This window comes from Pseudomonas sp. NPDC089741, assembly GCF_044748825.1.
GTDB lineage: Bacteria > Pseudomonadota > Gammaproteobacteria > Pseudomonadales > Pseudomonadaceae > Aquipseudomonas > Aquipseudomonas helmanticensis.
Genome location: NZ_JBIVGT010000003.1, coordinates 3,464 through 27,409 on the forward strand (window position 1 = coordinate 3,464; position 23,946 = coordinate 27,409).

The 23,946-nt window shown below is 59.8% G+C and carries 26 protein-coding genes and 2 pseudogenes; 13 read left to right on the forward strand and 15 right to left on the reverse strand.

The features are described 5' to 3' along the window. The 4 genes and pseudogenes from ACIPZE_RS04000 to trxB all read right to left on the reverse strand — a co-directional run. Nucleotides 1–70 (reverse strand): annotated as a pseudogene (locus tag ACIPZE_RS04000) (hypothetical protein); the annotation flags it as partial. Between the two features lie 112 nt (nt 71–182). After that, nucleotides 183–890, reverse strand: coding sequence for an arginyltransferase (locus ACIPZE_RS04005; RefSeq protein ID WP_129394511.1), 708 nt, complete (start codon nt 888–890; stop codon nt 183–185). Between the two features lie 57 nt (nt 891–947). After that, nucleotides 948–1,628, reverse strand: a complete 681-nt coding sequence (aat, locus tag ACIPZE_RS04010) for a leucyl/phenylalanyl-tRNA--protein transferase (protein ID WP_400771522.1) — start codon at nt 1,626–1,628, stop codon at nt 948–950. A 63-nt stretch (nt 1,629–1,691) separates the two neighbouring features. Then, nucleotides 1,692–2,651: a thioredoxin-disulfide reductase gene (gene trxB, locus ACIPZE_RS04015; protein ID WP_400771524.1), complete on the reverse strand. Its 960-nt coding sequence runs from the start codon at nt 2,649–2,651 to the stop codon at nt 1,692–1,694. A 296-nt stretch (nt 2,652–2,947) separates the two neighbouring features. On the opposite strand from trxB, the gene ACIPZE_RS04020 reads away from it, so the two are divergent. The 6 genes from ACIPZE_RS04020 (at nt 2,948) to cysG (ending at nt 10,626) form a co-directional block, all read left to right on the forward strand. Continuing rightward, nucleotides 2,948–5,356, forward strand: a complete 2,409-nt coding sequence (locus ACIPZE_RS04020) for a DNA translocase FtsK (protein WP_129394507.1) — start codon at nt 2,948–2,950, stop codon at nt 5,354–5,356. 66 nt (nt 5,357–5,422) lie between these two features. After that, nucleotides 5,423–6,043, forward strand: coding sequence for an outer membrane lipoprotein chaperone LolA (gene lolA, locus ACIPZE_RS04025; RefSeq protein WP_129394506.1), 621 nt, complete (start codon nt 5,423–5,425; stop codon nt 6,041–6,043). Between the two features lie 195 nt (nt 6,044–6,238). Continuing rightward, nucleotides 6,239–7,561 carry a replication-associated recombination protein A gene (locus ACIPZE_RS04030; RefSeq protein ID WP_283436001.1) on the forward strand — a complete coding sequence of 441 codons (1,323 nt, stop codon included), beginning with the start codon at nt 6,239–6,241 and terminating at the stop codon, nt 7,559–7,561. Beyond that, entirely contained in the window at nt 7,561–7,935 is a 375-nt protein-coding gene (gene crcB, locus ACIPZE_RS04035; protein ID WP_093100589.1) for a fluoride efflux transporter CrcB, read from the forward strand. Before ACIPZE_RS04030 ends, crcB begins: the two co-directional genes overlap by 1 nt. Nucleotides 7,936–7,950: 15 nt before the next feature. Then, a complete protein-coding gene (gene serS / locus ACIPZE_RS04040; RefSeq protein ID WP_129394503.1) occupies nt 7,951–9,231 on the forward strand; it encodes a serine--tRNA ligase in 1,281 nt (426 codons plus the stop codon). After that, nucleotides 9,232–10,626, forward strand: a complete 1,395-nt coding sequence (gene cysG / locus ACIPZE_RS04045) for a siroheme synthase CysG (protein ID WP_400771530.1) — start codon at nt 9,232–9,234, stop codon at nt 10,624–10,626. Between the two features lie 88 nt (nt 10,627–10,714). Here the strand turns inward: cysG and ACIPZE_RS04050 are convergent, their stop codons facing one another. The 8 genes from ACIPZE_RS04050 to ACIPZE_RS04085 form a co-directional block, all read right to left on the reverse strand. Next, nucleotides 10,715–11,716: a glutathione S-transferase family protein gene (locus tag ACIPZE_RS04050; protein WP_283436003.1), complete on the reverse strand. Its 1,002-nt coding sequence runs from the start codon at nt 11,714–11,716 to the stop codon at nt 10,715–10,717. Between the two features lie 94 nt (nt 11,717–11,810). Further along, nucleotides 11,811–12,812: a glycosyl transferase family protein gene (locus ACIPZE_RS04055; protein WP_129394500.1), complete on the reverse strand. Its 1,002-nt coding sequence runs from the start codon at nt 12,810–12,812 to the stop codon at nt 11,811–11,813. Then, entirely contained in the window at nt 12,809–13,144 is a 336-nt protein-coding gene (locus ACIPZE_RS04060; protein ID WP_283436005.1) for a TusE/DsrC/DsvC family sulfur relay protein, read from the reverse strand. The genes ACIPZE_RS04055 and ACIPZE_RS04060 overlap by 4 nt, the downstream gene beginning before the upstream one ends. Further along, nucleotides 13,141–13,434: a sulfurtransferase complex subunit TusB gene (gene tusB, locus ACIPZE_RS04065; RefSeq protein ID WP_400771533.1), complete on the reverse strand. Its 294-nt coding sequence runs from the start codon at nt 13,432–13,434 to the stop codon at nt 13,141–13,143. Before tusB ends, ACIPZE_RS04060 begins: the two co-directional genes overlap by 4 nt. Next, on the reverse strand, nt 13,434–13,790 hold the full coding sequence (tusC, locus tag ACIPZE_RS04070) for a sulfurtransferase complex subunit TusC (protein ID WP_129394497.1): 357 nt from the start codon (nt 13,788–13,790) through the stop codon (nt 13,434–13,436). Before tusC ends, tusB begins: the two co-directional genes overlap by 1 nt. Nucleotide 13,791: 1 nt before the next feature. Then, nucleotides 13,792–14,184 carry a sulfurtransferase complex subunit TusD gene (gene tusD / locus ACIPZE_RS04075; protein WP_283436007.1) on the reverse strand — a complete coding sequence of 131 codons (393 nt, stop codon included), beginning with the start codon at nt 14,182–14,184 and terminating at the stop codon, nt 13,792–13,794. A gap of 179 nt (nt 14,185–14,363) precedes the next feature. Next, nucleotides 14,364–15,068: a YoaK family protein gene (locus tag ACIPZE_RS04080; protein ID WP_283436008.1), complete on the reverse strand. Its 705-nt coding sequence runs from the start codon at nt 15,066–15,068 to the stop codon at nt 14,364–14,366. Between the two features lie 25 nt (nt 15,069–15,093). After that, on the reverse strand, nt 15,094–15,423 hold the full coding sequence (locus ACIPZE_RS04085) for a DUF6388 family protein (protein ID WP_400771537.1): 330 nt from the start codon (nt 15,421–15,423) through the stop codon (nt 15,094–15,096). A gap of 134 nt (nt 15,424–15,557) precedes the next feature. Between ACIPZE_RS04085 and ACIPZE_RS04090 the strand changes: the two genes are divergently transcribed. Further along, on the forward strand, nt 15,558–15,908 hold the full coding sequence (locus ACIPZE_RS04090) for a hypothetical protein (protein WP_400771540.1): 351 nt from the start codon (nt 15,558–15,560) through the stop codon (nt 15,906–15,908). A 110-nt stretch (nt 15,909–16,018) separates the two neighbouring features. On the opposite strand, the gene ACIPZE_RS04095 is transcribed toward ACIPZE_RS04090, so the two are convergent. After that, entirely contained in the window at nt 16,019–16,444 is a 426-nt protein-coding gene (locus tag ACIPZE_RS04095; RefSeq protein ID WP_129394492.1) for an N-acetyltransferase, read from the reverse strand. Between the two features lie 148 nt (nt 16,445–16,592). Here ACIPZE_RS04095 and ACIPZE_RS04100 point away from each other — a divergent pair, with 148 nt between their 5' ends. The 3 genes and pseudogenes from ACIPZE_RS04100 to ACIPZE_RS04110 form a co-directional block, all read left to right on the forward strand. Then, nucleotides 16,593–17,030 (forward strand): hemerythrin domain-containing protein, encoded by a 438-nt coding sequence (locus ACIPZE_RS04100; RefSeq protein ID WP_283436012.1) that lies wholly within the window; start codon nt 16,593–16,595, stop codon nt 17,028–17,030. Nucleotides 17,031–17,251: 221 nt separating this feature from the next. After that, nucleotides 17,252–17,887, forward strand: coding sequence for a lytic polysaccharide monooxygenase auxiliary activity family 9 protein (locus ACIPZE_RS04105; protein WP_283436013.1), 636 nt, complete (start codon nt 17,252–17,254; stop codon nt 17,885–17,887). Nucleotides 17,888–17,928: 41 nt separating this feature from the next. After that, nucleotides 17,929–18,951, forward strand: a pseudogene (locus ACIPZE_RS04110) (chitinase); the annotation flags it as partial. Between the two features lie 127 nt (nt 18,952–19,078). Here the strand turns inward: ACIPZE_RS04110 and ACIPZE_RS04115 are convergent. Continuing rightward, nucleotides 19,079–19,594, reverse strand: a complete 516-nt coding sequence (locus tag ACIPZE_RS04115; protein ID WP_400771545.1) for a methylated-DNA--[protein]-cysteine S-methyltransferase — start codon at nt 19,592–19,594, stop codon at nt 19,079–19,081. A 152-nt stretch (nt 19,595–19,746) separates the two neighbouring features. On the opposite strand from ACIPZE_RS04115, the gene ggt reads away from it, so the two are divergent. From ggt to ACIPZE_RS04130, 3 genes are all read left to right on the forward strand, one after another. Continuing rightward, complete coding sequence (gene ggt / locus ACIPZE_RS04120; RefSeq protein ID WP_283436015.1) at nt 19,747–21,474, forward strand: gamma-glutamyltransferase; 1,728 nt, start codon at nt 19,747–19,749, stop codon at nt 21,472–21,474. A gap of 66 nt (nt 21,475–21,540) precedes the next feature. Next, entirely contained in the window at nt 21,541–22,077 is a 537-nt protein-coding gene (locus ACIPZE_RS04125; RefSeq protein ID WP_283436016.1) for a cysteine hydrolase family protein, read from the forward strand. A 107-nt stretch (nt 22,078–22,184) separates the two neighbouring features. Continuing rightward, nucleotides 22,185–23,204: a lysozyme inhibitor LprI family protein gene (locus ACIPZE_RS04130; RefSeq protein ID WP_400771547.1), complete on the forward strand. Its 1,020-nt coding sequence runs from the start codon at nt 22,185–22,187 to the stop codon at nt 23,202–23,204. A gap of 59 nt (nt 23,205–23,263) precedes the next feature. Here ACIPZE_RS04130 and ACIPZE_RS04135 read toward each other — a convergent pair whose 3' ends face one another. Next, a complete protein-coding gene (locus ACIPZE_RS04135; RefSeq protein ID WP_400771550.1) occupies nt 23,264–23,905 on the reverse strand; it encodes a TetR/AcrR family transcriptional regulator in 642 nt (213 codons plus the stop codon). Between the last annotated feature and the right edge of the window lie 41 nt (nt 23,906–23,946).

Genomic DNA, 23,946 nt, shown 5'->3' on the forward strand with positions numbered 1-23,946 from the left:
CCCGACCCCGGGGGTTGGGCAGGGTGTCGACGCCAGTGCCTTCCATTTCGAAGCTGTCTTCTTTCGACATGCAGTAAAGCCCTCGGTATCCAATGAATGGCCCGGTGCAACTGCGCCAGGCAAAAGCGGCGTGCATTGTGCCCGAAAAATGGGGTTTACGCCAAGGGGTTTAGGGTGCGGGTTTAGTTGAGGATGACCCAGCGCTGATTAATCAGCAATTCGATGGGCCGATATTGCGTCTTGTAGTTCATCTTTTTGCAGTTCTTGATCCAGTAACCCAGGTAAACCGCTTCAAGCCCGAGACGCTGGCTCTCGCCGATCTGCCACAGGATCGCGAAACGCCCGAGGCTGCGCCGCTCTTCGTCAGGTTCGTAGAAGGTGTACACCGCCGACAAACCGTTGGGCAGCAAATCGGTCACCGCCACAGCCAGCAACCGTCCGTCGAGTCGGAACTCGTAAAAGCGCGAGAAGGGCAGGTCGCGCACCAGAAACGTCGAGAATTGATCACGGCTCGGCGGGTACATATCGCCGTCGGCATGGCGTTGTTCGATGTAGCGCTGGTACAGATCGAAATATTCTTCGCTGAACTGCGGCTTGGCCGGGCGCACTTGCAAATCGGCATTGCGTTTGAAAATGCGTTTCTGCTGACGATTGGGGGTGAACTGCGCGACCGGAATGCGCGCAGGCACGCACGCATTGCAATTCTGGCAATGCGGCCGGTACAGATGATCGCCGCTGCGACGAAAGCCCATTTCCGACAGGTCTGCGTAGACGTGCACATCCATGGGCTGACTCGGGTCGAGAAACAGGGTCGTGGCCTGCTCCTCGGGCAGATAACTGCAAGAGTGAGGCTGAGTGGCATAGAACTTCAAACGCGCCAACTCGGTCATGATCAACCCTCGGGATAAGCTGGTGAATTAAGTGTAAGCCACGCGCGCAAAAGTCGCTCAGCAAACCCAGGTGGCGCGACTGGGTTGATCCAGGTGGCGGGCCAGATAATCAGCGAATTCGTCGCGGGGAATGGCCCGGGCGCCGAGACTGTGCAGATGATCGGTCGGCATCTGGCAATCGATCAGCACGAATCCCGCGTCTTTCAGGTGCTGTACCAGCGTGGCAAAGCCATATTTCGAGGCATTGTCGGCGCGGCTGAACATCGACTCGCCGAAAAACAGTCGGCCCATCGCCAGTCCATACAGGCCACCGACCAATTCGCCCTGATCCCAAACCTCGACCGAGTGGGCAAAGCTGCGGCGGTGCAGTTCAATGTAAGCGTCTTGCATCGCCTCCGTGATCCAGGTGCCGTCGGCGTAATCGCGGGGCGCGGCGCAGGCGCGGATCACCGCATCGAAGTCCTGATCGAACGTCACTTGATAGCGTTGCTGGCGCAACAGTTTACCGAGGCTGCGCGAGACATGCAGTTCGTCGGGAAACAACACGGTGCGCGGGTCCGGCGACCACCAGAGAATCGGCTGGCCTTCGGAAAACCACGGAAAACAGCCGTGGCGATACGCCTGGATCAAACGATCGGCAGACAGATCTCCGCCAGCGGCGAGCAGTCCGTTGGGGTCGCGCATGGCCTTTTCCAGTGGCGGAAAAGTCAGGGAATTGCGTTGTAACCAAGTCAGCATGGCATCCAGGCTTGCAGAAGGGGAGGGCAGTGCGGACCGTTCGGCCCGCGATAAAGTGTGCCGTTAAATGACAGGAATGTCGTCCAGATACTTCTCGGCATCAAGCGCGGCCATGCAGCCGGCGCCGGCTGAGGTGACGGCCTGGCGATAAACATGGTCAGCGACATCGCCGGCGGCAAACACACCGGGGATGGCGGTGGCGGTGGCATCGCCGTCGCTGCCGCCCTTGACCTGCAAATAACCGTCACGCATCGGCAGTTGGCCTTGAAACAGGTCGGTGTTGGGTTTGTGGCCAATCGCGATGAACACGCCGGCCAGCGCCAGCTCGCGGGTTTCGCCGGTGTGGCTGTCGCGCAGACGGGCGCCGGTCACACCGCTGGCATCACCGAGCACTTCGTCGAGATTCTGGCTCCAGTGCAGGCGCACATTGCCGTTCGCGGCTTTTTCGAAGAGTTTGTCCTGGAGGATTTTCTCTGAGCGCAACTTGTCGCGACGATGGACCAAATGCACTTCTTTGGCGATGTTCGACAAGTACAGCGCTTCCTCCACGGCAGTGTTGCCACCACCGATGACCGCGACCACCTGATTGCGATAAAAGAATCCGTCACAGGTCGCACAGGCGGAAACACCCTTGCCGGCGAAGGCTTCTTCCGACGGCAGGCCCAGATACTGCGCCGAGGCGCCGGTGGCAATGATCAGCGCGTCGCAGGTGTAGGTGCCGCTGTCGCCGACAAGCTCAAACGGGCGCTGCTGCAACTTGGCGGTGTGGATGTGGTCGTAAACGATCTCTGTGGCAAAGCGTTCGGCGTGTTTCTGCATGCGCTCCATCAACACCGGCCCAGTGAGGCCTTCGACGTCGCCGGGCCAGTTGTCGACTTCGACCGTGGTGGTGAGCTGGCCACCGGCCTGCAGACCGGTAATCACCACCGGTTTGAGGTTGGCGCGGGCGGCGTATACGGCGGCGCTGTAACCGGCCGGGCCGGAGCCGAGGATGATCAGGCGTGAATGCTTCGCTGCGTTCATCAAATACACCTCATAAGCCTTTGTCACAAAAGGTAATGCATGCTCAAATTGGCCCACAGGTTTGTGTGCTTGACTATGCTTTACCCTGGGGTTTGAAGCATGGCATCGCACGTACAAACCCGTACAATGCCGGGCTGTTACAGAATATTCGCGCTGTGCCGTGTTTTTAAAAGCCTCGGCGCAGTGTTAAAAGTAGTCCCAGTTGCGCTCGCTCACTTTGTTACCTGCCTGGATTGGGCAGTTTTTTATCGTCATTCAATAGATGGACGCGCCTCGGGCGCAGGAAAAGTAGCGTTTTGAAGAAATCCACCGCAGCACCTAAAACAGTCGTTCCGCTCTGGCGCCAACAGTTGCACTACCGGCTCAAGGAAGGTGCATTGATCGCCATTGGCGCCTTGTGCCTGTTCCTGATGATGGCCTTGCTGACCTACGGCAAGGACGATCCGGGCTGGAGCCACAACAGCAAGATCGACGACGTACAGAATTTCGGCGGCCCGGCGGGCTCCTACAGCGCCGACATCCTGTTTATGGTGCTCGGCTATTTCGCCTATATCTTCCCGTTGCTGCTGGCAATCAAGGCTTATCAGATTTTTCGTCAGCGTCACGAGCCGTGGCAGTGGAGCGGCTGGCTGTTCTCCTGGCGCCTGATCGGTCTGGTGTTTCTGGTGCTGTCCGGCGCTGCGCTGGCGCATCTGCACTTTCATGCGGCGTCGGGTCTGCCGGCGGGTGCGGGCGGTGCGCTGGGCGAAAGCCTCGGCAATCTGGCGAAGAACGCGCTGAACATTCAAGGCAGCACACTGCTGTTCATTGCCCTGTTCCTGTTCGGCCTGACCGTGTTCACCGACCTGTCGTGGTTCAAGGTGATGGACATCACCGGCAAGATCACCCTCGACCTGTTCGAACTGTTCCAGGGCGCACTCAACCGCTGGTGGTCGGCGCGTACCGAGCGCAAACAACTGGTCGCGCAGCTGCGTGAAGTCGACGATCGCGTGCATGATGTGGTCGCGCCAACGGTCACCGACAAGCGCGAGCAAGCCAAAGTCAAAGAACGCCTGATCGAACGTGAGCAAGCCCTGAGCAAGCACATGTCCGACCGCGAGAAACAGGTGCCGCCAGTGATTGCCCCGGCGCCGGTCAAGGCCCCAGAGCCAAGCAAGCGCGTACAGAAAGAGAAACAGGTGCCGTTGTTCGTCGACAGCGCCGTGGAAGGCACCTTGCCGCCGATCTCGATCCTCGATCCTGCGGAAAAGAAACAACTCAATTATTCGCCGGAATCCCTGGCAGCGGTCGGCCACTTGCTGGAGATCAAGCTCAAGGAGTTCGGCGTCGAAGTCACGGTGGATTCGATCCATCCCGGCCCGGTGATTACCCGTTACGAAATCCAGCCGGCTGCTGGCGTCAAAGTCAGCCGCATTGCCAACCTGGCGAAAGATCTTGCGCGTTCGCTGGCCGTGACCAGTGTGCGGGTGGTCGAGGTAATTCCGGGCAAGACCACCGTCGGTATCGAGATTCCCAACGAAGACCGGCAGATCGTGCGCTTCTCCGAAGTGCTGTCGACGCCTGAGTACGACAACTTCAAATCGCCGGTTACCCTGGCGCTGGGCCACGATATCGGTGGCAAACCGGTGATCACTGACCTGGCGAAGATGCCGCACTTGCTGGTGGCCGGTACCACCGGTTCCGGTAAATCGGTTGGTGTCAACGCGATGATCCTGTCGATCCTGTTCAAGTCCGGCCCGGAAGACGCCAAGCTGATCATGATCGACCCGAAGATGCTGGAATTGTCGATCTACGAAGGCATTCCGCACCTGCTCTGCCCGGTTGTGACCGACATGAAAGACGCTGCCAACGCTTTGCGCTGGAGCGTTGCCGAGATGGAACGGCGCTACAAGCTGATGGCGAAAATGGGCGTGCGTAACCTGTCGGGCTTCAACGCCAAGGTCAAGGAAGCCCAGGACGCCGGCGAGCCGTTGAGCGATCCGCTGTACAAGCGCGAAAGCATCCACGACGAAGCGCCGCTGTTGCAGAAGCTGCCAACCATCGTTGTGGTCGTCGACGAATTCGCTGACATGATGATGATCGTCGGCAAGAAGGTTGAAGAACTGATCGCCCGTATCGCGCAGAAAGCGCGTGCGGCGGGTATCCACTTGATCCTCGCGACCCAGCGACCGTCGGTGGACGTGATCACCGGTCTGATCAAGGCCAACATTCCGACGCGTATGGCGTTCCAGGTGTCGAGCAAGATCGACTCGCGGACCATCATCGACCAGGGCGGCGCCGAACAACTGCTGGGCCACGGTGACATGCTCTATATGCCGCCGGGCACCAGCCTGCCGATCCGGGTTCACGGCGCGTTCGTTTCCGACGAAGAAGTCCACCGTGTGGTGGAGGCGTGGAAACTGCGCGGCGCCCCGGAATACAACGACGACATCCTCAACGGTGTCGAAGAGGCCGGCAGCGGCTTCGAAGGCAGCAGCGGAGGCGGCGATGGCGATGATCCGGAAACCGACGCGCTGTATGACGAAGCCGTGCAGTTCGTTCTCGAAAGCCGTCGTGCATCGATTTCTGCGGTACAGCGCAAGCTGAAGATCGGTTACAACCGCGCTGCGCGGATGATCGAAGCCATGGAAATGGCCGGCGTCGTCACCTCCATGAACACCAACGGTTCGCGTGAAGTCCTGGCCCCGGGCCCGGTTCGCGACTGATTGCAAAAGCAAGAGGCGGGACAATGATGTTCCGCCGCTCTCCCACGAGTATTCAAGAGGACTCCCATGCGTCTTATCCGCATGCTGTTGCCAGTACTGGCGTTGACCACCCTCACGGCTCACGCCGATGACAAGGACGTGGCACGTCTGACCCAATTGCTGGAAACATCCAAGACCCTGAGCGCGAACTTTTCGCAGCTGACCCTCGACGGCGGCGGCACGCAGTTGCAGGAAACCACTGGCGACATGACCCTGCAGCGTCCGGGCCTGTTCTACTGGCACACCAATGCGCCGGCCGAGCAGACCATGGTTTCCGATGGCAAGAAGGTAACGCTGTGGGATCCGGACCTGGAACAGGCCACCATCAAGAAGCTCGACGAACGCCTGACCCAGACCCCGGCGCTGCTGCTGTCCGGTGACGTGTCGAAGATCAGCCAGAGCTTCGACATCAGCGCGAAAGAAGCGGGCGGCGTGATCGACTTCACCCTCAAGCCGAAAACCAAGGACACCCTGTTCGACAACCTGCGTCTGTCATTCCGCAACGGTCTGCTTAACGACATGCAACTGATCGACAGCGTCGGCCAGCGCACCAACATCCTGTTCACCGGGGTCAAGGCCAACGAGCCAGTGCCAGCCTCGAAGTTCAAGTTCGACATCCCCAAGGGTGCGGACGTGATCCAGGAATAAATCCAGGCCCCTTGTGTCAGGGCCTTTGTGGTGAGGGCCTGCTGTTGAGGGGCTATTGTGGCGAGGGGATTTATCCCCGTTCGGCTGCGCAGCAGTCGTCGCTTTTGGGGCAGCTTCGCAGCCCAACGGGGATAAATCCCCTCGCCACACGGTTTCACACAGTATTCGAAAAAATAGAGGTTTCAACGCTACGTGATGGATCTGTTTCGCAGTGCACCGATTGCCCAGCCACTGGCCGCGCGTTTGCGGGCGACCAATCTGGATGAGTACGTCGGCCAGGAACACCTGCTCGCTCGCGGCAAGCCTCTGCGTGAGGCGCTGGAGCAGGGTGCCCTGCATTCGATGATCTTCTGGGGCCCGCCCGGCGTGGGCAAAACCACCCTGGCGCGATTGCTCGCGGAAGTCTCCGATGCGCACTTCGAAACGGTCTCGGCGGTGCTCGCCGGGGTCAAGGAGATCCGTCAGGCGGTTGAAATCGCCAAGCAGCAAGCCGGCCAGTACGGCAAGCGCACGATTCTGTTTGTCGATGAAGTGCACCGCTTCAACAAATCCCAGCAGGACGCGTTCCTGCCCTACGTTGAAGACGGCACGCTGATCTTCATCGGCGCCACCACCGAAAACCCTTCGTTCGAACTCAATAACGCCTTGTTGTCCCGCGCGCGCGTCTACGTGCTGAAAAGCCTCGACGAAGCGGCGCTGCGCAAACTGGTGCAGCGCGCGCTCAGCGAAGAGCGCGGCCTGGGCAAGCGCAATCTGACGCTCAACGATGAAGGTTTCCAGATGCTGCTGTCCGCCGCCGATGGCGATGGTCGGCGCCTGCTTAATCTGCTGGAAAACGCCTCGGATCTGGCCGAAGACGACAGCGAGATTGGCACCGAGCTGCTGCAAAGCCTGCTCGGCGACACCCGTCGACGCTTCGACAAAGGCGGCGAAGCGTTCTACGACCAGATCTCGGCGCTGCACAAATCGGTACGCGGCTCCAATCCCGACGGCGCGTTGTACTGGTTTGCGCGGATGATCGACGGCGGTTGCGATCCGTTGTATCTGGCCCGGCGCGTGGTGCGCATGGCCAGCGAAGACATCGGCAACGCCGACCCGCGCGCACTGAGCCTGTGCCTCGCGGCGTGGGAAGTGCAGGAACGCCTCGGCAGCCCGGAAGGCGAGTTGGCGGTAGCGCAAGCCATCACTTATCTGGCGTGTGCGCCAAAAAGCAACGCGGTGTACATGGGTTTCAAAACCGCCCTGCGTGCCGCCGCCGAACACGGCTCGCTGGAAGTGCCGCTGCATTTGCGCAACGCGCCGACCAAGCTGATGAAACAGTTGGGTTATGGCGACGAATACCGCTACGCCCACGACGAACCGGATGCCTACGCTGCCGGCGAAGATTATTTCCCGGAAGAACTCGAGCCGATTGCGTTCTATCAACCGGTGCCTCGCGGCCTGGAATTGAAGATCGGCGAGAAGCTCAACCACCTCGCCCAACTCGATCGTTTAAGCCCTAGGCAGCGGAGAAAATAGTGGTTCCACTGATTATTGCAGTCTCCGTCGGCGGCATGGCCGGCACCTTGTTGCGCTTCGCCACCGGCAATTGGATCAGCGCCAATTGGCCGCGGCACTTCTATACCGCGACGCTGGCCGTTAATATCGTGGGCTGTCTGTTGATTGGCGTGTTGTACGGCCTGTTTTTGATACGCCCGGAAGTGCCGATCGAGGTGCGCGCCGGGTTGATGGTCGGCTTCCTCGGGGGCCTGACGACTTTTTCATCCTTTTCACTGGATACGGTGCGCCTGCTGGAAAGCGGGCAAGTACCGCTGGCCCTGGGCTATGCGGCACTCAGCGTATTCGGCGGGCTGCTCGCAACGTGGGCTGGCCTGTCTTTGACCAAACTTTGATAACGAGAAACCGACATGCTCGATTCCAAACTGTTACGTAGCAACCTTCAGGACGTAGCGGACCGCCTGGCTTCCCGTGGCTTTGCCCTGGATACCGCGCGCATCGAAGCGCTGGAAGAACAGCGCAAGACCGTCCAGACCCGCACCGAAGCACTGCAGGCTGAGCGTAACGCGCGTTCCAAATCCATCGGTCAGGCCAAGCAGCGCGGCGAAGACATCGCTCCGTTGATGGCGGACGTCGAGCGTATGGCGGGCGAACTGAGCGCCGGTAAAGTCGAGCTGGACGGGATCCAGACCGAGCTGGACTCGATCGTGCTGGGTATTCCTAACCTGCCACACGAATCCGTGCCGGTCGGCAAAGACGAAGACGACAACGTCGAAGTGCGCCGCTGGGGCACGCCGACGGCCTTCGATTTCGAAGTGAAAGACCACGTTGCCCTGGGCGAGAAGTTCGGCTGGCTGGATTTTGAAACCGCCGCCAAGCTGTCCGGCGCCCGTTTCGCCTTGCTGCGTGGCCCGATCGCCCGTCTGCACCGCGCACTGGCGCAGTTCATGATCAACCTGCACGTCAATGAGCACGGCTACGAAGAGGCCTATACGCCTTATCTGGTTCAGGCGCCGGCACTGCAAGGTACCGGTCAGCTGCCGAAGTTCGAAGAAGACCTGTTCAAGATCGCCCGCGAAGGCGAAGCCGATCTGTACCTGATCCCGACCGCCGAAGTGTCGCTGACCAACATCGTTGCCGGCGAAATCGTCGATTCGAAACTGCTGCCGATCAAGTTCGTCGCTCACACTCCGTGCTTCCGCAGTGAAGCCGGTGCGTCGGGTCGCGACACGCGCGGCATGATTCGCCAGCACCAGTTCGACAAAGTTGAAATGGTCCAGATCGTTGAGCCGTCGACCTCGATGGAAGCGCTGGAAGGCTTGACCGCCAACGCCGAAAAAGTCCTGCAACTGCTCGGTCTGCCTTACCGCACCCTGGCCCTGTGCACCGGCGACATGGGCTTCAGCGCGGTCAAGACTTACGACCTCGAAGTGTGGATCCCGAGCCAGGACAAGTACCGCGAAATTTCCTCGTGCTCGAACTGCGGCGACTTCCAGGCCCGCCGCATGCAAGCGCGTTTCCGCAACCCGGAAACCGGCAAGCCTGAGCTGGTGCACACTTTGAACGGTTCGGGTCTGGCGGTTGGTCGTACGCTGGTGGCCGTGCTGGAAAACTACCAGCAGGCCGACGGTTCGATCCGCGTGCCGGACGTACTGAAGCCGTACATGGGTGGCCTTGAGGTCATCGGCTAAATGAAATATCTGCCGCTGTTTCACAACCTGCGCGGCAGTCGTGTGTTGGTCGTCGGTGGGGGGGAAATTGCCTTGCGCAAGTCCCGCCTGCTGGCCGACGCCGGTGCGCTGCTGCGGGTGGTCGCACCTGAAATCGAAGCGCAACTGCGTGAACTGGTCGTCGCCTCTGGCGGTGAATGCCTGTTGCGCGGTTACGTCGAGGCCGATCTGGACGGTTGCGGGCTGATCATCGCCGCCACCGACGACGAAACGCTGAACGCACAAGTCTCGACCGATGCTCATCGGCGCTGCGTGCCGGTCAACGTGGTCGATGCGCCTGCCTTGTGCAGCGTGATCTTCCCGGCGATCGTCGATCGCTCGCCGCTGATCATCGCGGTGTCCAGCGGCGGCGATGCGCCGGTACTGGCGCGGTTGATTCGCGCCAAGATCGAAACCTGGATTCCATCGACTTACGGCCATCTGGCCGGGCTCGCGGCACGCTTCCGCAATCAGGTGAAAACCCTGTTTCCGGATGTGCAGCAGCGCCGTGGCTTTTGGGAAGACGTGTTCCAGGGCCCGATTGCCGATCGGCAACTGGCCGGGCAGGGCGCCGAAGCCGAGCGTTTGCTACAGGCGAAGATCGATGGCGAAGCCACGGTCACCACTGGTGAAGTGTATTTGGTCGGAGCAGGGCCGGGCGATCCGGATCTGCTGACCTTCAAGGCCTTGCGCCTGATGCAGCAAGCTGATGTGGTGCTGTACGACCGCTTGGTCGCGCCGGCGATTCTTGAACTGTGCCGTCGCGATGCCGAACGCATTTATGTCGGCAAGCGTCGTGCCGATCACGCCGTGCCGCAGGATCAGATCAACCAGCAACTGGTCGATCTGGCGAAGGCCGGTAAGCGTGTGGTGCGTTTGAAGGGCGGTGATCCGTTTATCTTCGGCCGTGGCGGCGAAGAGATCGAAGAGCTGGCGGCCCACGGCATTCCGTTTCAGGTGGTGCCGGGAATTACGGCGGCCAGCGGTTGCGCGGCGTATGCCGGGATTCCGCTGACTCATCGTGATTACGCGCAGTCAGTGCGTTTTGTTACCGGGCATTTGAAGGACGGTTCCACCGATCTGCCGTGGGCCGACCTCGTCGCGCCGGCGCAGACGCTGGTGTTCTACATGGGCCTGGTGGGTTTGCCGGTTATCTGCGAACAGCTGATCAAGCACGGTCGTTCGGCGGATACTCCGGCGGCGTTGATTCAGCAGGGCACCACGGTCAATCAACGGGTCTTTACCGGCACGCTGGCTGATCTGCCGCGATTGGTGGCGGAGCATGAAGTGCATGCGCCGACATTGGTGATCGTTGGGGAAGTGGTGCAACTGCGCGAGAAACTGGCGTGGTTCGAGGGCGCTCAGGCGCAGGTCTGAAGCAGATCAAAAGATCGCAGCCTTCGGCAGCTCCTACAGGGGAACGCATTCTCATGTAGGAGCTGCCGAAGGCTGCGATCTTTTGTTGTTAACCCTTCAACCAAACCCCTTTGCCAGCCAACCGCGCCCGATCATGGGCCACAGTGAAATCCTGCTCCGGTCCCTTCGGCACAACTCCCGTCGGGTTGATGGTCTTGTGGCTGCCGTAGTAGTGATTTTTGATGTGCTGAAAATCCACCGTCTCGCCAATCCCCGGCAACTGATACAACTCACGCAACCAGTTCGACAGATTCGGGTAATCGGCAATCCGCCGCAGGTTGCACTTGAAGTGGCCGTGGTACACCGCGTCAAACCGAATCATGGTGGTGAACAGACGCACGTCCGCTTCAGTCAGGTATTCACCGCTCAGATAACGGTTGGCGCCTAACACGCGCTCCAGATGATCGAGCTCGGCAAACACCTCATCGAACGCTTCTTCATAAGCCTGTTGCGACGTGGCGAACCCTGCGCGATACACGCCATTGTTCACCGCCGGATAAATCCGCTCGTTCAGCGCATCGATTTCACCGCGCAACGGCGCCGGGTAGAAGTCCAGATCGTTGCCGGTCAAGCCATCGAACGCGCTGTTGAACATGCGGATAATCTCCGCCGATTCGTTGCTGACGATGCGCTTGAGCTTTTTGTCCCACAGCACCGGCACGGTCACACGCCCGGTGTAGTCGGCGGTATCGGCGGTGTAGCGTTGGTGCATGAAGTCAAAGCCATCGAGTTTGTCGCCGGTCGAGCCGTGCGACTTGTCGAAGGTCCAGCCGTTTTCCAGCATCAACCAACTGACTACCGAAACGTCGATGAGACTTTCCAGGCCTTTGAGTTTGCGCAGGATCAGCGTGCGATGCGCCCATGGACAAGCGAGCGAAACGTAGAGGTGATAACGCCCGGCTTCAGCGGCGAAGCCACCTTCACCGCTCGGGCCGGGCTGGCCGTCTGCGGTCACCCAGTTGCGGCGCTTGGCCTGTTCGCGCTGGAACGCGCCGTCCTTGCTGCTTTCGTACCACTTGTCCTGCCAGTGGCCGTCGACGAGTAAACCCATGATCAAGACTCCGTAAACCAATAATAATCGTTGGAGTCGAGTCTATTCCGATGAGTTCGAACAAAAAGCGCAAAGATCGGGCGTGAATGATCGGTTAAATCGATTTGTCCCGAGCGGCCCAATATTGCTCGGCGGTGGCGAAAGCCTGTTCACGGTTTTGACCGAGACCGCGCAATGCCAGGGCCATGGTCGCAATCAGGGCCATTTGCGGGTAGCTGTCGACCACGTCGCCGCGCCACACGGCCTTCAGGTGTTCGACCTCCAGCGAGGCCGGTTTGACGTGACGTTGCGCCGACAGTTGCGGCCATTCCTCGTCCCAGCTCTCGCCGCCGGTAGTACCGTAAAGGTGACTGTCGGCATCCGGGTTGATCTCGATTTCGCCGCCGTCGCCCTTGACCACAATCGCCGTGTCGCCAAGCAGACCGCTGGCATCGCGGTGCACAGCCTGATAGCCGGGGTGGAAGATGCTTTGCAGCCCGCAACGTGCGCCCAGCGGATTGAGAATCCGCGCCAGCGAATGAATCGGTGAGCGCAGGCCCAGCGTATTGCGCAGGTCGATCATCTTTTGCAGCTGCGGCGCCCAGTCCACCAGCGGCATGAACGCCAGACCACCGTTATCCAGCGCCGTGCCAACCTGCTGCCAATTGCGGCACAACGCAATGTTCAGCTCGCCGAGCAGTTGTTCGCTATACAGACGCCCGGCGGTGTGTGCGCCGCCGCCGTGCATGAAAATGCGCAGGCCGTTCTGCGCCAGGCACTTGGCCGCCAGCAGATACCACGGCAGATGGCGCTTCTTGCCGGCATAGGTCGGCCAGTCCAGATCGACATTCAAGGCCGGCGCCTGCAAACGTGCGCGCAGGGCTTCGGTGAAACCGGCCATTTCCTCGGCGCTTTCTTCCTTGTGCCGCAGCAACATCAGAAAGGCGCCGAGCTGAGTGTCTTCGACCTTGTCGTCGAGGACCATGCCCATCGCCTCGCGAGCCTCTTCGCGGGTCAGGTCGCGAGCGCCGCGTTTACCCTTGCCGAGAATGCGCACGAATTGGGCGAACGGGTGCTCGGCGGGTGTTTCGAGGGTCAGCGCTGGAAAGTCGGTCATAAGCAATTCGTCGGTTTGGGCAGGCCCGCCAGTTTCGCGGCGAGTTTGGCAGGGGTGCCTTTGAACAGTCGGTTCAGGTGCAGGCTGTTGCCTTTATCCGGGCCGAGTTTCAGCGCGGTGTACTTGATCAGCGGACGTGTGGCCGGCGACAGCTGGAATTCTGCATAGAAGCTGCGCAGCAGTTCGAGGACTTCCCAGTGTTCAGGCGTCAACTCGATCTCTTCTGCGGCGGCGAGGGCGCTGGCGACGTCGGCCGACCAGTCGCTCAAGTCGACCAGAAAACCGTCCTTGTCCAGTTCGATGGCGCGGGCGCCGACGGTGATCGAATTCATAGCCAGCTATTGACCTTGTCGTGGTGGATCGACAGCTCGACGAAGGCCGGGTAATCGATGGCTTCGGCCCAGTCCGGGATCTCGATGGCGCGGGCCTGCGCGTCTTCCGCGAGGATGAACAGTTTCACCTGACGGCTTTGCAGCGCATTAAACGGCGCAGTGCCGGGTTGCAACGCATAAGCCGCGTCGCCGGACAGCAGCAACGCGTCTGCATTGCCGATGATGCGCAGGCAACTGTTCAAGCGATCATCGCCGAACGGGGAATGAGACAACACGTGCAAAGTCGACATCAGAGGGTGATCACTTGGTCGTAACGGTCAATAAGGGCGGTGATTTGCTCGGCGGCCAGCGCCTGCGCTTCGTCCAGCGACAACTGGTCGAGGCCACGGGCGCTGGCGCTGTCGGCGCAGTAGAACAACTCTTCTACACCAAACATCGGCAGCGCTTGCAGGTTGGCGCTGAGGTCTTTCTGTTGCAGGGCCTTGGCGTTCTGCCCGGCAGCGAGTTGCAACACACCGTCATCGAGAAACAGCAGACCGATCGGCAGATCGAAGGCACCACCGGCGAGGACGATGTCCAGCGCTTCGCGGGCAGCCGGGCCGGACCATGGCGATTGGCGGCTGATGAGCAGCAGGGATTTGGCCATGTTACGCACCTCCGAAGCAGATCAGACGGTCGGCGTCTTGCACCGCGTCGTGCAACTGACCGAGACCGGACAACTCCCACGGCGCGCTGACGGAAACCGCTTCACGCTGATAACGCTGGGCTTCCTCATTGTTCAACACACCACGACGCAGGGCAGCGGCGATACACACCACGCCGTCGAGCTTTTGCTCACTGATGAATGCGCGCCACTGCTTGGGCAGGTCGAGTTCGTCCTGCGGCGTGACCACCGCGTCCGAGGCGTTGTAGACGCCGTCCTGATAGAAAAACAGCCGGACAATTTCATGCCCACCGGCCAGCGCAGCCTGAGCAAACAGCAGGGCGCGGCGCGAGGAGGGCGCGTGGGCGGCGGAAAACAGCGCGATGGCGAACTTCATGACGGACTCGATCAGCAAAACTGCGGCCATGATAAAGCATTGCGGCCGCCAAAGGATCGCGCAAACCCGATCCCTGTAGGCACTGCGGCACGCTGCGATCTGTTGATCTTGATTTTAAAAAACCAGATCAAAAGATCGCAACCTCGTTTCACTCGTCAGCGCCTACAGGGGATTTGCGGTTAGCGGGGCATGTAGCCGAGTTGCCAGCGCCGCGGGATTTTCAGCGAGAGCAGCCCGATCATCGCGGCCAGTAAACCGCTGGCAAACATCGCCTTGAGTCCGAAATGATGTTCCAGCACCGCTCCCAGAATCGCGCCGATGAACATCCCGCTCCACGGCACCAACTGCACCCGCCAGCCGCTGCGCCGTTCGCCAAGCATCCAGCGGCCCAGTCCGCGTCCGAATCGCGACAACGCGCCGGTGACATAGGTGAGTCCGACCGGTAAACCATTCACTTCTTCGACCGACGCGTTGAGCATGCCCATCGCAATGATCGCTGCGAGCAATGCCGGCAGTTGCGTGTCATACGGCCAGGCTGCCGCCGCACAGAGCAGGGTGGCGATGCACAGCAAAAGCGGCAGCGCGCGTCGTCCGGCCAGACGCGCCACGACAACCCCCAAGGCGTTACCGACCACGAACGTGGTGACAAGAATCACCAGGCGCATGGTCAGTCCGATGTCACCAACGCTGATTGCCACGGCCAGTCGGGTAGTGTTTCCGCTCATGAACGAGACGAAGTCGCCGCTGGCCATGAAGCCGATGGCATCGGTCATTCCGGCCAGTACCGACAGGCTCGCCACCAGTGCCAGACCCACGCGGCCGCGCCACTTTTGCGTGTGCAGATGGCCAGGGCTGGCGCGATGAGTCGAGGCGGATGGCAGCATCGGTGCAGGTGTCCTTGAGCGGCAGTTACGGTTCTATCCCATACAAATCGCAATATTCCAGCCAATCCATCCCGGCCATTTCTGCGACTTCACGATGCACTTCCAAACGTTGCACCTGATATTCCTCGGGCGAATCAGCCGTCAATTGCAAGGTCAATTCCCAGGCAAACAGTCCGAGATTTTCCGCCTCGGCCTCAAACGCTTCATGCAGGCGCTCTTCGCGATACTGTGCCTGGGTTTCGCCCTTGGCCTGGGCCAGCAACGGATTGAGATGGTCGAGACTTTCGCGCAGCTCGGGGCGGGCATCGAGAAATACTTGCAGGGCGTGTTCATGTCGTTGGTCGGTAGGCGCCATGGGTTTTCCTTGTGAGGCTGATGTCCTTAGGTTGCCGCAGCGGCGGGCAGGTGTCGCGCTATAAATGCAGTAAAGCAGAACGATTTCCCGCGTTGCAGTGATACAGTCCGCTTTTTTCTGAATGAGCGAATGCAATGCGAATTCTGATGGTAGCGCTGGCCGCGACGGTGCTGGCCGGTTGCGCGGGTTCGGCGATGAACGATGCTCGCACGCAAGCCCCTTACAAAGTACTGACCTCGGACAAAGCCGAGAAAGTCGTGGCTCAGTGCGTGCAATTCGGCTGGCAGGACGAGGCGGTGTTCGGTGTCGATGCGGCGGCTTATCTGGAGCCACGCAAGCTTGGCGGGACAACGGTCTATACGCGTTCGGCGGAGTCGTTTGTCGACGTGATCACCGAGGCGTCGGGCACGACGTTGAATTACTACGCGCAGAAGGATGATTTTGTTGCCAAGCGGCGCCTGGCGGCGTTGGCGACCTGCCTTTGATCGTGCGGTGATGCTAAAGCCGCCATCGCGAGCAGGCTCACTCCTACATTGTCCGTGTCGTGCACAAATCCAATGTAGGAGTGAGCCTGCTCGCGAAGAGGCCCTTGAATTCAACCGATAAGCCGCTTCTGAAAGAAATGCCGCTTATGCCCCAGCGGATAATCGACAATCTCGCCACACTCGCTAAACCCCACCTTGCGGTAAAACTCCGGCGCCTGAAACGAAAAGGTGTCGAGCCAGATCCCGACGCAATCGTTGTCCCGGGCAAAATCCTCGGCCATCTGCATCAACTTTGACCCGATGCCCTGGCCGCGCCCTTGCTCCGGCACTGCCAGCAGCTCAATGAATAACCAGCGATAGAACGTGTGGCCATACAGGCCGCCGAGAATCGCGTCGTGCTCGTCGCGCACCAACAGCGCCAGCGGTTCCTTCTTCGAGGCGCCGGCCTGGGCGATGTTATGCGCGCGCAGCGGCGCCAGAATCGCGTTGCGTTGTTCTTCGGTGGGGTTCTGCGACAACTCGATATGCAAGTTCATGCATGACTTCCTTGTGGTCTGAATCAACAGCCTATCCTGCCCGACGGACATCTTCCAAACGCTTCTTCAACTCGGTGGAACTGCCGCTCTCACGCCGGGGTCTAGCCTTTACAGCGTCATTCCAGCACGCGGTTGATGAGGACATCCCATGAACATTTTCGAAGCCCTTCGCGAAAGCCACGACCGCCAGCGCAGCTACGCCAAAACCCTGATCGAGACCAGCGGTGACACGCCAGAACGGGTCGAGGCCTACAAACAGCTCAAGGCTGAGCTGCAAGCTCATGAAACCGCCGAAGAACGGCACTTCTACATCCCGTTGATGGAGTTCGACAACGGCGTCGATCTCAGCCGTCACGCGATTTCCGAACACCATGAAATGGACGAGATGATGGAAGAACTCGACGAGACCGAGATGTCCAGCCCCGCGTGGCTGGCCACGGCGAAAAAACTCTCGGACAAGGTTCATCATCATCTCAAGGAAGAAGAGCAGAAGTTCTTCCAGATGGCCGGCAAACTGCTCAACGAAAAGCAGAAAGAGCAGCTGGCCGGGCAATACGAAAAGGAGTTCAAGGCGCAGTTGCCGTGATGGGTGAATGCAAGATTTCGTAACATCGACGTGTACGCCTTTGGCTACACGTCAGGTACGAATCGTTGCAATGCACTGTTTATCCATCCAGTATTTTCGCCGTTTCAGTGGTTTTCGACGTCAGGCTGCGACAAAAGCGCCGATGGACAAAAAATACCCCTCCGTTAGCTTGAAGGCCTCTCCTCGGACAGGAGAGTTCTTAAATCAACGGAGTGAAAAACATGAATCAACCACAAGCACAAACCCAACTGCGACACGGTCGTGTCATTTCCCCTGCCAGCCGCGGTGCGGTTGCCATCGAGCAAGGATTGCTCGGTGCCTGGCAGGTCAACGAGATGGAAGGTGGCAAGAACTTCCCGGCACTGACGGCGGGGCCTTTCCCGGCGCCGTATCAGACCGACTCTGACAGTGTCACGCCGCCAGCCGACGGTTACATCCTCAGCGGTGGCAAGACCGATGCCCGCGACTGCGTGAACTTCACCAGCGAGGAAATGAGCAAGAAACTCGCTCGTCCGTTCACTTGGCCGCTGCTTAACGTCACCCCGGGGCAGACCCTCGAAATCAAATGGGAATACACCGCGCCGCACACCACTCGCGGCTATCGCTGGCTGATCACCAAGGATGGCTGGGACCCGAAACAACGCATCACCCGCGCGCAACTGGAAACCCAACCGTTCTTCGAGGATTTCTACCCGCAGGTGCCGTACTACAGCTATCCGAACGAGCTGAAGGCCAAGGTCAATCACGCGGTGAAACTACCGGCCAATAAAAAGGGTCATCACGTTATCGTGCTGATGTGGATCGTCGCCAACACTGGCAACGCTTTCTATCAGGCTTTTGACGTCGACTTCAAATAGCGTTCGTAACGCCAAATCCACACGTTCTGAAGGATTAGAACATGTCAAACATCGATTTTTCTTTAATGCACAACGCGGCGAGCGATGCTGCCTCGCTGATGCCGGACATTGCCGGCAAGAAGATCCTCATGGGCTTCTGGCACAACTGGTCGGCGGGGCCTAGCGATGGTTATCGCCAAGGCCGTTTCGCCAGCCTCGCGCTCGAAGAGGTGCCCAAGGAGTACAACGTGGTTGCGGTGGCCTTCATGAAGGGCAGCGGGATTCCGACCTTCAAACCGTTCAATGTCTCCGATGCCGAGTTTCGCCGCCAGGTCGGTGTGCTCAACAGTCAGGGGCGGGCGGTGCTGATTTCCCTCGGCGGTGCCGATGCGCACATCGAGCTGCGCGCCGGCCAGGAACAACCGCTGGCCAACGAGATCATCCGGCTGGTGGAAACCTACGGCTTCGATGGTCTGGACATCGATCTTGAACAGAGCGCGATTGATTTCGCTGCCAACAAGACTGTCCTGCCGGCTGCGCTGAAACTGGTCAAGGATCATTACGCCGGCCAGGGCAAGCACTTCATCATCAGCATGGCCCCGGAGTTTCCCTACCTGACCAGTAACGGCAAATACGTCGGTTACCTGCAGGCACTGGAAGGCTACTACGACTTCATCGCGCCGCAGTTCTACAACCAGGGTGGTGACGGCGTCTGGGTGCCTGAAGCGAATAACGGTGCGGGCGCGTGGATCGCGCAAAACAACGATGCGCTGAAGGAGGACTTCCTCTATTACCTGACCGAAAGTCTGGTAACCGGCACGCGTGGCTTCACCAAAATCCCGGCGGACAAGTTCGTCATCGGTCTGCCAGCGAACAATGATGCGGCTGCCACCGGTTACGTGATCGATAACACCGTGGTCGGCAATGCGCTGAAGCGTCTGGCGATCAAGGGGCATCCGATCAAGGGCTTGATGACCTGGTCGGTCAACTGGGACAACGGCGTCAGCAAGGATCGCGTGCCGTACAACTGGGAATTCAGCCGGCGTTATGGGCCGCTGATTCATGGGGCGCGGTTGTCTGATCAGGCGTTTGATGCGCTCGTGGAGGGTATTGCTCATCAGCGGTAAGTGAACAAAAAGCCCGGTAGCGCTGCCGGGCTTTTTTGTGGGTTGGTGAAGATCAAAAGATCGCAGCCTGCGGCAGCTCCTACATTTAGAAGCCTTCCAAACGTCCGGTGGTTCCTGGCCACTGCCCACCTTCAAGCACCAACAGCCGCTCTTTTGCCTCAAGGCCTCCGGCAAATCCGGTCAGTTTTCCGGATGCGCCAATCACCCGATGACACGGCGCGACGATGGAGATCGGATTACGCCCGTTCGCCGCACCCACCGCTCTTACCGCTGCAGGATTGCCGATCTGCTCGGCGATCTGGCTGTAGGTGCGTGTTTGGCCAAACGGAATGGTCAGCAATGCGGCCCAGACCTGTTTCTGAAACGCCGTGCCGGCGAAGTCCAGTTCAAGATCGAAGCAATCGCGCGTACCGGCAAAATATTCTTCGAGCTGCCGGGCGGTTTTCAGCAGGATCGGATTGTCCGGCGCTGCGCTCATCGGCCCGAGGGGCACGCGGTTCGGTTTGTCGTTTTCCCAGAGGATGGCCGCCAGTCGTGCGCCGTTCGCGACCAGCTTCAGCTCGCCGACCGGCGAGGGCAGGGTGATGAACGTGTAGGGCATGACGACAGGCTCCGGCGCAAAGTGTGAACGGCGTCCAGCATAGCGCCCGTGCAGGGAGGCGCAATACGCAAAGCCGACCATACTGCTTGTTGCTCTTGAAGCGTTCCCCTGGGTTTTGCCCAACTCCTAAAAACAAAAAAAGAGATCGACTCATGAAGTACGAACCTTTGGCCAAATCGCTGATAGCGACCTCACTGGCACTCAGCTGCCTCATGGCTCACGCCGCCTCGGTGGCACCGGTTGCCGCCGAAAACGGCATGGTGGTCACCGCGCAACACCTCGCCACTCACGTTGGCGTCGACGTCTTGAAGAGCGGCGGGAATGCCGTGGATGCCGCTGTTGCAGTGGGTTATGCGCTGGCGGTGGTGTATCCCGCCGCCGGTAACCTGGGCGGTGGCGGTTTCATGACCATTCAATTGGCGGACGGGCGCAAGACCTTCCTCGACTTCCGCGAAAAAGCTCCGCTGGCAGCGACCGCCAACATGTATCTCGACAAGGACGGCAACGTCGTCCCGGATCTGAGTACGCGTGGCCATCTGGCCGTCGGCGTGCCGGGCACCGTGTCCGGCATGGAGCTGGCCCTGAGCAAGTACGGCACCAAACCGCGCAAGGAAATGATCGCGCCGGCCATCAAACTGGCTGAAGACGGTTTTGAACTGGAGCAGGGCGACGTCGAACTGCTGGACTACGCCACCGATGTGTTCAAAAAGGACATGCGCGATTCCGGTTCGATTTTCCTGCACAACGGCGAGCCGATGCAGGTCGGGCAGAAACTGGTGCAAAAGGATCTCGGTAAAACCCTGCGGACGATTTCCGAAAAAGGCGCCGACGGATTCTACAAAGGCTGGGTGGCCGATGCCATCGTGACCTCCAGCCAGGCCAACAAGGGCATCATCACCCAAGCCGACCTCGACAAGTACAAGACCCGCGAACTGGCGCCAGTGGAGTGCGATTACCGTGGCTATCACGTGGTCTCCGCGCCACCGCCAAGCTCCGGCGGTGTGGTGATCTGCCAGATCATGAACATTCTTGAAGGCTATCCGATGAAGGATCTGGGCTTCCATTCGGCCCAGGGCATGCACTACCAGATCGAAGCGATGCGCCACGCTTACGTGGATCGCAACAGCTACCTCGGCGATCCGGATTTCGTCAAGAACCCGATCGAGCACCTGCTCGACAAGAACTACGCGACCAAACTGCGCGACGCCATCCAGCCACAGAAGGCCGGTGTGTCGGCTGAGCTGAAACCCGGCGTCGCACCGCATGAAGGCAGCAACACCACGCACTATTCGATCGTCGACAAGTGGGGCAACGCAGTCTCGGTCACCTACACCCTCAATGACTGGTTCGGCGCCGGCGTGATGGCAAGCAAAACCGGGGTGATCCTCAACGACGAAATGGACGACTTCACCTCCAAGGTCGGCGTGCCGAACATGTACGGCCTGGTGCAGGGCGAAGCCAACGCCATCGCCCCGGGCAAGGCGCCGCTGTCGTCGATGAGCCCGACCATCGTCACCAAGGACGGCAAAGTGGTGATGGTGGTGGGCACACCGGGTGGCAGCCGGATCATCACCGCGACCTTGCTGACCATGCTCAACGTCATCGACTACGGCATGGGCTTGCAGGAAGCGGTCGATGCGCCACGCTTCCACCAGCAGTGGATGCCGGAAGAAACCAACCTCGAAGACTTCGCCGCCAGCCCGGATACGAAGAAGATCCTCGAAAGTTGGGGGCACAAGTTTGCAGGTCCCCAGGATGCCAACCACATCGCCGCGATTCTGGTCGGCGCGCCGTCACTGGGCGGTAAACCGGTCGGCAAAAACCGCTTCTACGGCGCCAACGATCCACGGCGCAACACCGGGTTGTCACTGGGTTACTGAGGGGCGTAAAAAGGGGGCGGAGTCATATCCGCCCCTGTCTCAAGGACTGATCAAGGAAGGCACACCATGACCACCGCATTGCTGATCATCGACGTCCAGCGCGCCCTCTGCTCGGGCGAATACCAGTGTTTCGACATTCACCGCGTGATCAATACGATCAATGACCTCAGCGGCCGTGCGCGCAAAGCCGGCGTGCCGGTGGTGTTGATTCAGCACGAAGAAAAGGGCAGCCCGCTGGCCCATGGTGCTGACGGCTGGCAATTGGCCGAAGGCCTTGAAACAAGTGCGAAAGACCTGCGCGTGCGCAAGACCACCCCGGATTCGTTCTACCAGACTGATTTGCGCAAGCTGCTGCCCGGCGAAGATTTCGAGCAACTGGTCATCTGCGGCCTGCAAACCGATTACTGCGTCAATGCCACCGTGCGACAGGCCCATCAACTGGGTTATGACGTGGTGCTCGCCGCCGATGCGCATTCGACCATCAACAACGGCAACACCAGCGCCGAAGACATCATCGCCGAACACAACAAGGACCTCGCCCACCTGACCGGCTCCGTGGCCCGAATCGACGTAAAACCCGCCGCCGCCATCACCTTCAAATAACCCCCCCCCCCCGAGCCACTGCAGGAGCAACGCATGCTCGCGAAGGCGGCAGCACTGACAACACTTCGCTGGCATAATGCCGCCGCCCCGAAGAATGGAATCTGTCGATGTTGTCTTGCAAACTCCGCCACGCTTTTCTGCTGGCTTCCCTGATGTTTTTTCCCGCTGTACACGCCAGCAGTTTCGATTGCGCCAGCGCCTCCAGTCCGGCTGAGAAAACCATTTGCTCCGACCCCTACATCTCCAATCTTGATGAGAAACTGGCCTCGCTGTGGCGTGCGACGTTGCCGAACGTTGTGGATGCGAAAGCCTTGAAAGTCGATCAACGAGGCTGGCTGAAGCAACGTAATCAATGTGCTGCGGATGTTGCGTGTTTGCGCCGGCAATACCTGATGCGCCTCAAGGCCCTGGAGTTCATGGCCAAACCCTTCGATTGGGATGCGACCTGGCAGCTCATTCCATGGGGCGTTTCATCGGCGGTTGTGGTGAATACCAAGTGTATCGATGCCACTCATATCGCCTTTGATATTTCTGGCGTGGCCGGCGCCAACTCCGGCGACATGGATGGCGTCGCCACCATTGAGGGCAGCGAAGCGCACTATGCCCAAGACAACTGTTCGTTGAAGTTCAGCGCATTCAACGGACTGCTGGACATTGCACAAGAGGGTGCAGACCCAACTTGCGGTGGTGGCATGGGGGTTTATTACGGCGGGCGCTACGTAGCGTCGGAACAGTCGCTGTCGATTGATTACGACCTGCTCAGCCTGGGCGTGGCGCGGACTGAGCAGGAAAACGAGCTATTGCACACGCTGCTCAAAGGCGATTATCAGACGTTGTTGCAAAACAGTGGATCGATGGTGACGGGCGAGCCTTCCAGCGACGTGCCGGATGCTCAGGTCGATGAGTTCTGGTTACGTGGGCTGGCCAATACCAATGCCGGCATCCTGATGCGAGCGCCGGACGCTCGGGTATGGCTCGTGTTATTGGTGTTCGATGAGCAGCGTCAGTTGCGTGCCCGCTATTACACCAACGTACCTCAATGGAAAAAACGTGTGCCCGAAGCACTGCTTGCCTGGCACAAGCGAACAACGGACGGTGAAACTTTGCCGCTGGATTTCATGCCCTGACACCCTGCGGCGAGGTACTTGGCGAACATCCTCGGGGCTGCCTCGCAGCCCCGCGTCATTCACGTCGCAAACAACCATCCACGCGCACTCTCCACGGGTTCCGACACCACCCCCTCCAGCACCATTCGCGTAATCGTTTCCGCCGCTGCCTGATAGTCCTCATCCTGCGGATCGGGTCGACCGGTGATGCAGCCCATCTGCCAGCCGATGTTGGTGTACGTGCGCGTCGCCGACCAGATGAACAGCATCAAATGTTGCGGATCCACCGGCGCGAGCAAGCCGCGCTCGATCCAGCTGCGCAGGCATTCGACATTGCGCCGCGCTTCGGCGTGCAGCAGGTCGCGACATTCGTCGGGCAATTGTCGGCCACCGAGCAACAGTTCGCCGCTGAACACCTTGGCAATCGCCGGATGTTCCCGGGCGATGCGAATCCGCGCCGCCACGTAGGCACGCAGACCAATCAGCGGATCATCGCTTTCACGTAGCACCGCCGAAGCTTCCAGCAGCGGTTCGACAAAACCCAGCAGCACTTTGCCGTAGAGGTTTTCCTTGGTCTGGAAGTAGTAATACAGGTTGGCCTTGGGCACCCCGGCACGGGCCGCGATGTCGCGAGTCTGGGTGGCGTCGAAGCCTTTGGCGGCGAATTCTTCGCTGGCGGCGGCGAGGATCAACTGCTCGTTACGTACGCGTATGGCACTCATGGAGACACGAATTGATTGGACGGCATGGAAAGCTTCTGGCG

Excerpts from the sequence above, each read along its gene's own strand:
- ACIPZE_RS04130 (WP_400771547.1), top strand. The coding sequence starts at position 22,185 with ATGTTGTCTTGCAAACTCCGCCACGCTTTTCTGCTGGCTTCCCTGATG.
- ACIPZE_RS04060 (WP_283436005.1), bottom strand. The coding sequence starts at position 13,144 with ATGAATTCGATCACCGTCGGCGCCCGCGCCATCGAACTGGACAAGGAC.
- ACIPZE_RS04090 (WP_400771540.1), top strand. The coding sequence starts at position 15,558 with ATGCGAATTCTGATGGTAGCGCTGGCCGCGACGGTGCTGGCCGGTTGC.
- ACIPZE_RS04100 (WP_283436012.1), top strand. The coding sequence starts at position 16,593 with ATGAACATTTTCGAAGCCCTTCGCGAAAGCCACGACCGCCAGCGCAGC.
- ACIPZE_RS04125 (WP_283436016.1), top strand. The coding sequence starts at position 21,541 with ATGACCACCGCATTGCTGATCATCGACGTCCAGCGCGCCCTCTGCTCG.
- tusC (WP_129394497.1), bottom strand. The coding sequence starts at position 13,790 with ATGGCCAAATCCCTGCTGCTCATCAGCCGCCAATCGCCATGGTCCGGC.
- ACIPZE_RS04095 (WP_129394492.1), bottom strand. The coding sequence starts at position 16,444 with ATGAACTTGCATATCGAGTTGTCGCAGAACCCCACCGAAGAACAACGC.
- ACIPZE_RS04105 (WP_283436013.1), top strand. The coding sequence starts at position 17,252 with ATGAATCAACCACAAGCACAAACCCAACTGCGACACGGTCGTGTCATT.
- cysG (WP_400771530.1), top strand. The coding sequence starts at position 9,232 with ATGAAATATCTGCCGCTGTTTCACAACCTGCGCGGCAGTCGTGTGTTG.
- ACIPZE_RS04135 (WP_400771550.1), bottom strand. The coding sequence starts at position 23,905 with ATGAGTGCCATACGCGTACGTAACGAGCAGTTGATCCTCGCCGCCGCC.
- ACIPZE_RS04085 (WP_400771537.1), bottom strand. The coding sequence starts at position 15,423 with ATGGCGCCTACCGACCAACGACATGAACACGCCCTGCAAGTATTTCTC.
- ACIPZE_RS04115 (WP_400771545.1), bottom strand. The coding sequence starts at position 19,594 with ATGCCCTACACGTTCATCACCCTGCCCTCGCCGGTCGGCGAGCTGAAG.
- ggt (WP_283436015.1), top strand. The coding sequence starts at position 19,747 with ATGAAGTACGAACCTTTGGCCAAATCGCTGATAGCGACCTCACTGGCA.
- ACIPZE_RS04050 (WP_283436003.1), bottom strand. The coding sequence starts at position 11,716 with ATGGGTTTACTCGTCGACGGCCACTGGCAGGACAAGTGGTACGAAAGC.
- ACIPZE_RS04055 (WP_129394500.1), bottom strand. The coding sequence starts at position 12,812 with ATGACCGACTTTCCAGCGCTGACCCTCGAAACACCCGCCGAGCACCCG.
- lolA (WP_129394506.1), top strand. The coding sequence starts at position 5,423 with ATGCGTCTTATCCGCATGCTGTTGCCAGTACTGGCGTTGACCACCCTC.
- tusB (WP_400771533.1), bottom strand. The coding sequence starts at position 13,434 with ATGTCGACTTTGCACGTGTTGTCTCATTCCCCGTTCGGCGATGATCGC.
- serS (WP_129394503.1), top strand. The coding sequence starts at position 7,951 with ATGCTCGATTCCAAACTGTTACGTAGCAACCTTCAGGACGTAGCGGAC.
- ACIPZE_RS04005 (WP_129394511.1), bottom strand. The coding sequence starts at position 890 with ATGACCGAGTTGGCGCGTTTGAAGTTCTATGCCACTCAGCCTCACTCT.
- trxB (WP_400771524.1), bottom strand. The coding sequence starts at position 2,651 with ATGAACGCAGCGAAGCATTCACGCCTGATCATCCTCGGCTCCGGCCCG.
- ACIPZE_RS04030 (WP_283436001.1), top strand. The coding sequence starts at position 6,239 with ATGGATCTGTTTCGCAGTGCACCGATTGCCCAGCCACTGGCCGCGCGT.
- aat (WP_400771522.1), bottom strand. The coding sequence starts at position 1,628 with ATGCTGACTTGGTTACAACGCAATTCCCTGACTTTTCCGCCACTGGAA.
- tusD (WP_283436007.1), bottom strand. The coding sequence starts at position 14,184 with ATGAAGTTCGCCATCGCGCTGTTTTCCGCCGCCCACGCGCCCTCCTCG.
- ACIPZE_RS04080 (WP_283436008.1), bottom strand. The coding sequence starts at position 15,068 with ATGCTGCCATCCGCCTCGACTCATCGCGCCAGCCCTGGCCATCTGCAC.